8 protein-coding genes and 1 pseudogene are annotated in these 10,619 nt (G+C 60.9%); 3 read left to right on the top strand and 6 right to left on the bottom strand.

Translation table 11 applies throughout. The annotated features are described in order from the left end of the window. Positions 1 to 248: 248 nt before the first annotated feature. The gene (locus tag WH91_RS16950) at positions 249 to 1,616 is read right to left on the bottom strand and encodes a phospholipase effector Tle1 domain-containing protein (protein WP_046172198.1); all 1,368 of its coding nucleotides are present in this window, start codon (positions 1,614 to 1,616) and stop codon (positions 249 to 251) included. 35 nt (positions 1,617 to 1,651) lie between these two features. Then, complete coding sequence (locus WH91_RS22755; RefSeq protein WP_052952912.1) at positions 1,652 to 2,794, bottom strand: tetratricopeptide repeat protein; 1,143 nt, start codon at positions 2,792 to 2,794, stop codon at positions 1,652 to 1,654. 271 nt (positions 2,795 to 3,065) lie between these two features. Between WH91_RS22755 and WH91_RS16940 the strand changes: the two genes are divergently transcribed. Beyond that, the gene (locus WH91_RS16940; protein ID WP_046172197.1) at positions 3,066 to 4,781 is read left to right on the top strand and encodes a tetratricopeptide repeat protein; all 1,716 of its coding nucleotides are present in this window, start codon (positions 3,066 to 3,068) and stop codon (positions 4,779 to 4,781) included. Here the strand turns inward: WH91_RS16940 and WH91_RS25545 are convergent. Further along, positions 4,747 to 5,137 (bottom strand): annotated as a pseudogene (locus WH91_RS25545) (IS21 family transposase); the annotation flags it as partial. The gene WH91_RS16940 and the pseudogene WH91_RS25545 overlap by 35 nt on opposite strands. Here WH91_RS25545 and WH91_RS16935 point away from each other — a divergent pair. Next, a complete protein-coding gene (locus WH91_RS16935) occupies positions 5,082 to 5,525 on the top strand; it encodes a hypothetical protein (protein WP_144408384.1) in 444 nt (147 codons plus the stop codon). The pseudogene WH91_RS25545 and the gene WH91_RS16935 sit on opposite strands and share 56 nt — an antisense overlap. Beyond that, positions 5,515 to 5,928 carry a hypothetical protein gene (locus tag WH91_RS16930; protein WP_074797895.1) on the top strand — a complete coding sequence of 138 codons (414 nt, stop codon included), beginning with the start codon at positions 5,515 to 5,517 and terminating at the stop codon, positions 5,926 to 5,928. The genes WH91_RS16935 and WH91_RS16930 overlap by 11 nt, the downstream gene beginning before the upstream one ends. 452 nt (positions 5,929 to 6,380) lie before the next feature. Here WH91_RS16930 and WH91_RS16925 read toward each other — a convergent pair whose 3' ends face one another. The 3 genes from WH91_RS16925 to WH91_RS16915 are packed head-to-tail and all read right to left on the bottom strand — an operon-like array spanning position 6,381 to position 10,086. Next, positions 6,381 to 7,427: a glutathione synthase gene (locus tag WH91_RS16925; protein ID WP_046172194.1), complete on the bottom strand. Its 1,047-nt coding sequence runs from the start codon at positions 7,425 to 7,427 to the stop codon at positions 6,381 to 6,383. A gap of 11 nt (positions 7,428 to 7,438) precedes the next feature. Beyond that, positions 7,439 to 9,286 carry a flavohemoglobin expression-modulating QEGLA motif protein gene (locus tag WH91_RS16920; protein ID WP_046172193.1) on the bottom strand — a complete coding sequence of 616 codons (1,848 nt, stop codon included), beginning with the start codon at positions 9,284 to 9,286 and terminating at the stop codon, positions 7,439 to 7,441. Further along, positions 9,283 to 10,086 carry an N-formylglutamate amidohydrolase gene (locus tag WH91_RS16915; protein WP_046172192.1) on the bottom strand — a complete coding sequence of 268 codons (804 nt, stop codon included), beginning with the start codon at positions 10,084 to 10,086 and terminating at the stop codon, positions 9,283 to 9,285. Before WH91_RS16915 ends, WH91_RS16920 begins: the two co-directional genes overlap by 4 nt. Positions 10,087 to 10,619: the final 533 nt, after the last annotated feature.

Raw genomic sequence — 10,619 nt, 5'->3', positions numbered from 1 at the left:
ACCAACTCGACGCCGTCGCCCTGCAGCTCAATCAACGACCCCGAAAAACCCTAAACTTCGAAACGCCGGCCGATAGGCTGCAGAAGGTGTTGCAATGACCAGTTGAACTCACCGCCCCAAGTCGGCCACTGCGCCGATCGGCATGGAATCCAAAAGCGGACATCCGCCGGAGTTGCCGCGGCGGGCCTTTGCGCCCACAATTCGTGCCGGCGCCGGCTGCACTAGACCGGCGGGCGAAGCTGTGAGGGCTAAATGGCCGGCAATCGCAGCGACTGCCCAGAGTGCAGGTCGCCCGGGCCAGACAGCTTGTTTAGGTTGGCCTGGAAGATCGCTTCCGCCTTTGCCGGCGTCCCGTAGATCTGGTCAGAAATACGCTCGAGGGTATCGTTGGGTTTGACTATGTAGATCAAAAATCCTTCGTCCCCTTGCTCGGGCACACCTACAATGTCGTCCGGTTGTGCGTCGAGTTCCGATTCAAGGGGCCGAAGAGTTGCCGGTCGATAGGCCTGGGCTTCGGGCAGGTTGATGGGGCGCTCTTTCCACCGCCTCCTCGCCATTGGGCTGACCTCGTGCAGGCGTTGCGGTCCGGGCTGGCGGGCGGCGGTCGGCAGCCTATCGAGGACGAAGCCGACGGGGTTGAAGCCCGCCTGCTTGTCCCGGTTTATCAGATTTTCGCGGTGCGAGGAACGTAGCCTGGCCAGGTGCGATTGAGGCGAGGCGTCCAGGTCAAGTCCAGCCTGCCGTGCGCCGTCCCAAATCCATTCGAGAGCCAGATCGGATAGGCCCCGCCGCTCGCCGCCGCCACCCACCGAGCCATGTCGGCCGGGAAACCACATCTGCTGGTAGGGTGCGTCAGCACTTTCGGGGTTCGCATGCCGATCCAAGTTCAACTCCCGAAGATTTTCCCAGAGCGTAGGCTCGAAATCGACCTTTTGCTCGTCAATAGCGACGGCATGCCGCGCCTGCTCGACAATTGGCGAAAGACTGACATCGTGAAACTGATGAATACGATTAATGGCGTTTGCCAGGACAAAGTAGCGCGGGATACCCAGAGCGCCCACGGTGTCCCAGACCCCGAGATACTTTACTTTGAGCAGAGGGCTTGATCCCTTCCTATACTGAGCGACATGATTGGTCCGCCAGGCATCTTCCCGGTCCGATACGCAGATATGGGGCGAACACTCACTCCTGAAGCGCAGCACTTCCTCCTGGAACAATTCAGAAATGCGCCGTCGCTTGTAAAGATCGACCGCTTCATTGGCGCGGCGGGCGTGTTGTCGGTGTAGAATTCCGCAGGTGCTGAGCAGACCAATGAAGGATCGAGCCGTGTATGCTCCTCGCGAGAAGCCGAAAACGAAGATTTCGTCGCCGGGCGAATAGTTGAAAATCAGGAATCGATAGCCGTCGCTCAGGTTCTTAACGAGGCCCGCGCCAAACACGCCCCCGACGAAAGCGTCGCCGTCCTCGCTGCCGACGCCCTCGTCATAGAAGGTTATCTGCCCGACACTCTTGTCGGCCATAGGCATCACACTTTCGGCAGTGAGCAGAACATTGGTCGGATGCGGCGCGTCGAGCCGGTTCCAGCTGCCATCGAAGCACAACACCAATCGCTTCACTAGATTTCCTCCGCCGGACGAGCCGGAGCCTCCACCTACTTTCCGAGCGCCGCCTCTATTTCTGCAAGATGGTCAGCGAAGATCGCGTTGTCACCCTCGAGTGCGACTGCTTTCCGTGCAAAGGGCAGCGCATCTTCGTGCCGCCCTGACACATGCAGCACCCAGGCCAGCGTATCAATCCGGCTGGCCATCTCGGGCCCGGCGTCCACTGCTTGGCGTGCTAGCTGTTCGGCCTCGTCGAGCCGGATACTCTCCGTCGCAAACATCCAGGCAAGATCATTGCTGGCGTCGCCCCTTACGTTCTTGTCACCTTCCGCAATGGCAAGACGGAAGTACTCTTCGGCTTTCGCGAGGTCCTCGCTCACGCCGGCACCCTGACTGTAGTGCCAGCCCAGGCTCTGATAGGACGGCGGCCACTGCTGCTCCGCCGCGAGGTTGAAGTATTTGACTGCCTCGACGTCGCTCTGCGTCAGGCCGCCGCGTGCCTTTGCATACATGACCCCGATATTGTGCTGGGCGAAGGCCTCGCCGCCATCGGCCGCGATCTGATAGAGCCGCGCCGCCTCCACGTCGTCCTGGGGCATGCCAAACCCGTTTTCCGCGAGCCACCCCAGCGAGCCGCTTGCGTAGGGGGAGCCGGCCTCCGCGGCCTGGCGATAGAGCTCTACCGCGCGATCGTAGTCCTGGGTTACGCTGCGGCCATCCTCATAAAGCTTGGCCAAATTCTCCATGGCGACAACAACACCTGCCCCCGCGGCTTCCTCATAAAGCCGAGCGGCCGCTGCCGGATCGGCATCAAGGCCATACCCGCCCTCGTATAGTGAACCAAGGGACGACAGGGCCAATGCGTAACCCTGGTCGGCCGCAACCCGGTATTCTGCGATGGCCTTGTCGAATTGTTCGGCGACGTCATAGGATCGCGCCAGTTGGAAGCGCAGCTTGGCATTATCAGGATTGGCCTCGACGGCGCTGGCGCAGGCAACTATGGCCGCCCCGGCATCCAAGTCGTCAAACTTCACCCCGGTACCAACCGGTACGGCCGGATCGAGGGGACTTGAAGCGAGTTGGTCGCAGGTGGCTGCGGTTTTGTCGTTAACCGCCTGTGCGAAGACTGGCGGTACGGATAGGACCAATCCCACCACGACCAACTCGATCAGACGTCCGATTACTGAGCCCATGCCACCCCCCCAATGCCAGTTTTTGTTCTGGCTCAAGGCGAGTGTCACGTTGGCCAACCTGCTTGGCAAGTCAATATTCGGAAAGTGATGGTCTTAACATACTGACCTTCCCAAAGTTATTCAGGTCGATGCCCACTAATTTTCGGGTCCGTGGTGTCGTTTGCGAGGCAAAAGTTGAAGGTGAAGCGGCTCGCAATATCGGTTGGCGTGCGTTACTTTCGCCGCGTGAAGCGTGACTGCATTGTCGTTTGGTATTGGGGAGTGCGTGAGGATGGAAGGGCCGGCAGCATCAGTTTCCGTGCCGAAGAAGGCGCCCGCGCGCAAAAGGAAAAGCGCACCAGCAACCGCCGAAGCCGTCGTCGCACCAACTCCCGAGCCACCGGTGACCGACACCCGGCCCACAAGCAGGTCCTTTGAGCTCATGCTGAGGGTCGCAAGCCTCACTTCCGACATCCGCACGCTCGTCTTCAACCTGTTTGTTTTGCTCCTCGTAGGGCTGCTGGCGCCCGTTGTCCTGAGCCAGTTCTGGCGCAATGAGGTCGTGGTCGAAGCAATCACCGTGCCGGCGCAACTGCAGACAATGGGCCTCACACCCGAGGTCGCCTCGGCCCGGCTGGTTGACGCCCTGCGCGAGGTTGAACGTGCCGGGGGCAGCGCCATCGAAGCGATCGATGTCGTCGCCTCGACCGATAGGGTGGACTTCTCGATTCCGGATTCCGGCCTCTCGGTGGACTCGCTCGTCTACTATGTCCGGCGCTTCTTCAACATCGAGGAGACCAGGATCGGCGGTGAGTTCCGTTGCGCCGATCCGGATTGCAGCACGCCCGGCGTAAGCCTGCGGTTGCGCGTGTTCTCCGGTGAATCGCACGTGTTGCAGATCAGGGCGGTACAGAACTCCACCGAGTCCCAATATTTTTATGATGCAGCATTGCGCGTGATGGAGGAGTACCGGCCGATCGTCGCTCTGGCCGCGATCCTCGATGACCAACCGATACGGGCCGAGGTCATGGCCCGTAGCATTATTCGCTCGCGAGCAGCAGAGGCCCATTGGGCCCACAATCTGCTCGGCATCTTAAAGAACAACGCCAATCAGCCGCAGATGGCAATCGACGAGTTCGAGGCCGCCCTCGCGCTGGTTCCGGAATTCTTGCCCGCCAAGGCCAATCTGGCGAACACGCTGCTAGCGGAAGGCGATGCGCCGCAAGCGCTCAGGCTTTTCAAAGAAATCCAACGTGCCGATCCGAACAATGTCCGGGCTGTCGAAGGGCTCGCAGACCTTGCAAGCGCCGAAGGGAACTTGGACCGAGCCGTCGAACTCTATCGGCGGGCCACCGAACTCGACCCGTCCGCGCCACGCTATCTGATCAAGGCTGCCCTGATGCAGCTGGGCGCTGGCGAGGAGCCGGCAGGAATCGTCCTGCTCGAGGAAGCACTCCAGATCGATCCGAGCGATCCGGCGGCGCTGGGGCAGTTGGGACTGCTGCACTTCATGAAGAGTGACTACGCCGCAGCGGTTCCATTCTACCGCAATGCGGCCGATTTCGAACCCGGCAATGCCGAGCTTCAGTACCAGCTAGGCCTCAGTATGCTGATGTCGGATGACGCCGAGGGTGCAGTAGAGCGGTTCAAGATCACAGCCGAGCTGGATCCAGGCAACGTAGACTACAGGCGGGGTCTCGCCGAAGCGCTCGACAAACTCGGGCTTTATAGCGAGGCCCAGGTTGTTCTGGCCGAAGCCGCAGTGATAGCACCCGACGACCCCGGCCTGATCTACCAGCAAGCAATGAATTACCAGCACCTTGCCCGCAACGGCGACGCTATCGCCGCCTACAAACGGGTGGTTGAACTCAATCCCGACAGCATGGATGCGATCATCGCCCAGCGCTTCATTGAACTTTTGGAACAAGGGCACGAACTGCCGGCTAGTGAGACACGGGCACCGGCGACGCTCTCTAGAAGAGGAAACGAGGAAGCGCCAAGGCGGTGACATAGCGGGAACAGTCGGCCGTGGGCTCGACGCAGAGCTGGAGGGTTTGTGGGGTGCTCAGGATCGTGACCGGGCTGCGTGGTTCACGCTGCCGGGCCAGGATGTGTAGCGACGATATCGGCCCAGCAGACCCCTTTCATGCGCCTTGGCACAGGCGGTCTCGACCGCCGGCAGGCCATCGTTGAGTACAGCGGTCAGGATCGAGACCATCTGCCGGCCCCCATCGGCTGCAGTGCCCAGCCGACATCGGATATTCTCGATGCTGGCCGGCACAACACTCAGTCCTTGAAGGGGGCGCCATTGCGCCAGGCGCTGGGCTTGCGCGCCAGTACCCGCACAATAGTGCGATGGAAGGGCCCAGGCGAAGCAGGACGGGCGATGAAAACTTGGTGTTCGCTGTACCGCGTACTGGCCAGTATGAAACTCTGCATCCCCAATCACGACCCATCGTTGGCAATCCGCAAAGAGGGCGTTGCAGGACGCACGGAGACGTGGCGTGAGGTGAGGTTATCCGGATGGTCAAAGGGGCGCTACGGGGCCGGATTTGGCGGTCTGGCGTGCATCATTGCAGTCGCCTGGGACACTCAGTTTTCGCCGGTCGATTCCCGGACCCTCACGCCGGGCCAGGTGGTTACCAGCGACAGCGGCATGGCTTTCGCCATTCAGCGCACCAAGACCAGCGAGGCCGCCTTCGGCATCCTTTCCAAGCGTACCAAAAGCTTGGTCGAGTTGTATGTGGCGTGACCTTTGCGCTGCAGACGACGCGCCGATGTTCTGGACGCGCGGCTTTACGCCCTTGGGCAAGGGCGGGCGGCCGCGCGGCCCGGCGTCCTACACCGAGGATTCGCTCGTCGACGACTTCGCCGATTTCCGCCGCCATGTGTTTGGAAAGGGCGAGACGCGGACGCTGATGGACATGCGCCGCACCAGCGCTGTCGAGGCAAACGCCGGCGGCGCTTCGGTCGAGTCGATCGCGGCCAAGATGGCCAACTCTATCGATCAGAACAGGAAGCTGCAGAAGACCTATATGCCGGTCAACATCGCGGCGGTCCGCGAGGCGGATCTGGCGCGAAAGATCGGCCGTAGCCGGCCAGCGTCGGAACAGATGGAGTTCAATATGTTGAAATTCGGCATTGTGGGAAGTTGAAACTTCCAAGCCACTTTGCGCCAAACCCTACGAAAGGGTGGCGCGAGAGACGGGACTCGAACCCGTGACCTCCGGCGTGAAAGGCCGTGCGATTTCGTGTCTGCACAACAATAGTTTCAACTATTAGCAGCATGGATCAGACGCAAATCACCCAAAAGTTTAAACCCGCACTTGGTATGATCGAGCGGATTATGCCCTGGGTCCGACCGAGCCACGCCTTAGTTTGGGGAAGAGCTATCGAGGCCTGCGCCACGACTGATTTGGGGCCGGTAGCGGTCCGTCAGCTTTAAGTTAGTTTTGGAAAGAGAGCGGACATATCGTGCTGGTCAACCCGGCCCTCGCTATCGCCACACTAAGAGTGCGCTACAGTAGCCCTTACCGGTTCAGGACCATCGCTAGATCGATCTCAACACCTGAGACGGTGCAGACTGCAAGAACCCTAGGCGGCCTGGCTAGAAGGTCGCCAGTTCACGGTTGCTCAGGGTCCCGCCATAGCCCTTCCTGATATCCACCTTACGCTCCAACGCCTCGATGACGCTTAGCGCAAAGTCGACGCCATACATCTGCGACAGGTTGTTGAGGCCGCCGGGGGTGAAGACGTTGATCTCGAGCAATTTGTCCCCGACGATATCGAGGCCTACAAGAAACATACCGTCCTGGATCAACTTGGGACGCACCGTTTCGGCAATGGTCAGCATGGTGTCGGTGACCTCGATGGCCACGGCGCTGCCGCCAGCGTGGATGTTGGAGCGGATTTCTCCCTCCGCCGGGGCGCGGCGGAAGGCGGCATATTTTCCGTCCCGCTGCAGTGGCTGGCCGTTCATCAGGAAAAAGCGCACATCGCCCTGCGATGCCTCGGGCATGAAGCTCTGGGCGATGAGGTAACCTTCCTCGCTGACCGCCTCGAAAATCTGTTTGATATTGGCGTCCCTGGCCGACGCGATCTTGAAGACGTTTTTGCCGCCTGATCCCTGCAGGGGCTTGAGGATAACGCCCTTCTTCTGCTGGTCGATGAATTTGCGGATTTCCTCGATGCTTTTGGCAATAAGCGTTTCGGGCCGAACGGATGCCGGAAAATCCTGGAAATAGAGCTTATTCTGTGCGCGGGTAAGGCCATCGGGGTCGTTGAGCACGATCACGCCACGCGCCGCTGCCAGGCGGCCAAACACGGTGCCGACATGAGCTGCCCACGGGCGGCCGGTAGCGTCCTCGGAGGGATCGTTGCGCAGCAGCAGCACATCGATCTCGGCGACATTGAGGGTTTCAACGCTGGCGCCGTCGCCCTGCAAGTCCTTGAACAGCGTTTCGGCCTTCTTGTAGTTGCTGGCCGGAAGGGTCAGCGCCCGCGCGACCAGACTGTCATCGGGCCGCAGCACGAAGTCGGATGGGGTCAGGTAGCAGATGTCGTGCCCGCGATTAAGCGCCGCCAGCGCCAGGTGGGTAGTCGAGTAGTTCGGCGTTTCGCCTTCGATTGAATTGACAAAAAACGCGATGCGCATAGGTGACGCTCCTAGTTGGCTGACATCTGAATGGGAGTTATGCCGGCATAAGCTGCCCTGAGCCGCTCCGCGGCCTGTGGATGAGACAGAAATTGCGGCAGCAGCCGCGGCGCCTTGAGCAGTCCGCGGGTGCTCAGTTCTTGCATGACGCCGAAGTGGCTGGCGGCGATCTTGCCCATCCAGAACGGATCGAGCGAGCCGCCGGCGCGCAGATGGGCCAGCACTTCGAGCAAGCCGCGCAGGTAGATGGCGTCCTTGGTCAGGCCGCCACCGCGATAGACGCGCAAAGCGAGGTTGAACGCAGCCAGTTCGGTGAATCCGAAGTCGAGCACCAGCCGGCGATGGCATTCGACAAATCCGGCGCCCTCGAGCATGTCCGCACAGGCAACGACGCGAGCCGCAATCAAGCGCAGCCTTGCCACCGTCATGCCGCCAACGAGGTATTCGGACAGAACGGCCAGCCCTTCTTGCACGCCCTCGCAGCCTGCAAGGCCGGAACGGAACAGACGCAAGCCCTGCGCCGAGCCGTTGAAATAGGTCAGCAGATGCACACCCACTTCGTGGCTGAGCAGGGCCTCGACCCGGTCGCGTGCCATGGTGGTATTGCGCGAGATCAGCAACCGCCCGCCCGACACCATGACGCCCGATGGCAGGTCGTCGCGCAACTCGACGCGGGCCGAAAAGCCCTCATAGGCACCGGCATAGGCACTGATCATGGCGCGCGCCCGACCTTCGACAAAAGCGACGTCAGCGTCGTCGCTTTTGCCCTTGCCCCGACCGGCCTTGGTTTCGGCCAGAATGGCGGTGGCGTTCTTGAGCAATCCTGCTTCGACGTTCCCGTAGAGCGCCCTGCCGAATTCCACGTAGCGCGGGGTCTCTCGCGCCGCAAGCAGCGACAGTTGCACGTCAAGTTCCTGCTGCTTCTCCCGGTAGAGTGTTGTCAGTACCGGGTCCTCGAAGTGATCGAGGGCAACGGAAAAGAGCGCCTTCTTCTGCTGCGCGACATCGACGGACAGTGGCCGATAGAGAAAGCGCGGCGCCATTTCGCAGCCACTCTGCTTGAATTCGCCCCATGCCGCCTGCGCATTGATTGGGGTCACCGCCAGCAGGAAATCGAATGACTGAGCAACCTCGTCGATCGCCCGATCTGCCCGCGTAACAGCGTCAACAAAAGCACGCCGGCCCAGTGCCCGATGCGAGGACAGCGCCAGACTGCCGGTGGTATCGGCAAAACTGGCGACGGCTTGCAGGCCGGCGTCGACGATATTGGCAACGACGCGCTCGAACAGTTCGGGATAGAAGGCGTCGGATTCGGGCACCCGATAAATGGGCGCGAAGCGAATGGTCAATGAAGCCAGCCCTGGCAGCAGACGGGCCAGCTTGGCGGCGGGATCGTCCACGGTTTTGGGCCGGGCGATCTGGGGTGCGCGGTATTTGGTCTTTGTTTGCTCGGTAGCCGAAGCGAAGGCCAGGAGCGCCTGGTTGGCGGCATCGCCCCCGGCTGCTGACAAGCTCATTTCGAAGGGTGGCAGGTAGTCGGCGTCGCTGGCCAGTCGGTCACGTTCAAGTTCCCCTACATCAAGCAAGATGAATGCGCCAAATCTTTCGGTCATAGCGGCGGCAACCAGTTTGATTACCGCCTTGGCCGTGCCGAGATTGCGGACCAGCAGATAGGACGAGTTGGCCGCGACGATCTCCCGCGCAGCCGCCTCCCGTCGCCGGCCGACCTGGACGATCAGGAAGGGCAAGGGCCGGTCGATATGTAGCCGCTCACCCCGACCGAAATCGCGGCGAATGGGCTCTCCTGCGGCAAGCGCCTTGCCAAACTCGGCCAGCAGTTTTTCGTCGACCTCAGTCATGCAGTTGCCTTGAGGCCATTGAGGAGCACGGGCAATGAACCTGTGATCATCGCACGCAGCGCCTGCAGCGCTTCGGCATCGGGTTCCCCGGTCCATTCGTCCATGAAGAACTTCTTGAACTCGATAGCGATCGCGCAGCCGGTGGCCGCAAAATTGGCATGCACGAAGCGCGTCTGCTCGCCGCGCCCCTGGAAGGCGATATTCTCGCGCACATCCATCGACTTGCCGCGCAGGGAATAACTGCGCAGGCTTTCGATGAACGGATCGACCACATGGGCCCACCGTTCGCGGTCCATCGAAAATGTACCGATATTGATCTTTGGCGCTTTGTCTTCAGGCGTCGGGGCGGCACCGGGACCGTCGCGACGGTGGTTGTAGCTGTGGATGTCGAGCAGCACGAACTGGCCGTATTCGTCGGCAATGCCGGACAGCAATTGCTGCAGCATGGCGTAATAGGCCGCGTGCACATCGAGCGAGCGCCCGACCAGCGCGCCTTCGGGCTGCGACGACCAGACCTTCAAGCCCCAGGCCTGATCGGGACGCAGATAGACTGCACCGGGCGCATCGCGGTTGAGATCGATCTCGAAGCGCGAGCGATGAAAGACCACGCGATTGGGAACGTCACGAATGGTATATTCGGTGAAAGGATCCTCTTCGCGTAGGCGCTGTGCGCCATCGAGCGCCATGACGGACGACACCTCATCGCGCAGGGCATGGCCGTTGTGAATGGCGGTGCCGATCAGCGGTGACGCGGCCCTTTCTACCGACCACAGGGACTCCGAACCGGCATGGATGGCCAAGCCGTGTGTCGCGCCTGGGCGAGATTTAGGTAAATTACTGGTCATCTGACGCTTTTTCTTGTCCGCAACTGGACGACAGCAGGATAACGGAGGCGCGCGGTAGGCGTTCCCGTTGCCGATGTTTCCGTTGGCGATCCAGGAAAAAGTTAAGGGAGCTCCGGCACTGGATGGGGCTGCTTCAGCACCTAGACTAAAATGACATGACCGTGCCGGTGCCAATTCCGACTATGGATGGGTGCGGTTCTTGGATGGACTGGTGGTGATGACCTGGAAGGCGGAACACCCGCGACGAGGAATAACTACAATCCGAATTCGGACGGGCGGCAGTCCCCCTCTTGCTCGATGTCGCGACCTTACAACCGGACGTCAGCTTTCGAGATATTCAGGAGGCAGCCTCAATGGCAGAAATGGTGAAGGGTTTCGGGTGCCTCTTGGCGTACGAAAGCCTCTCATGCAGGAACCCGTGGTCCGCAGGTGTTGCGCTATGGGTTTTGCTGTTTTGGGGTGATCGAGTGCGTGCCTCGAACAGGGGC

The organism is Devosia psychrophila, from assembly GCF_000971275.1.
Lineage (GTDB): Bacteria > Pseudomonadota > Alphaproteobacteria > Rhizobiales > Devosiaceae > Devosia > Devosia psychrophila.
This window is presented reverse-complemented; position numbering and strand designations above follow the sequence as displayed.

Bases quoted from the DNA above. Each gene is read 5' to 3' on its own strand.
- WH91_RS22755 (WP_052952912.1), bottom strand. From the start codon at position 2,794: ATGGGCTCAGTAATCGGACGTCTGATCGAGTTGGTCGTGGTGGGATTG.
- WH91_RS16940 (WP_046172197.1), top strand. From the start codon at position 3,066: ATGGAAGGGCCGGCAGCATCAGTTTCCGTGCCGAAGAAGGCGCCCGCG.
- WH91_RS16930 (WP_074797895.1), top strand. From the start codon at position 5,515: ATGTGGCGTGACCTTTGCGCTGCAGACGACGCGCCGATGTTCTGGACG.
- WH91_RS16925 (WP_046172194.1), bottom strand. From the start codon at position 7,427: ATGCGCATCGCGTTTTTTGTCAATTCAATCGAAGGCGAAACGCCGAAC.
- WH91_RS16920 (WP_046172193.1), bottom strand. From the start codon at position 9,286: ATGACTGAGGTCGACGAAAAACTGCTGGCCGAGTTTGGCAAGGCGCTT.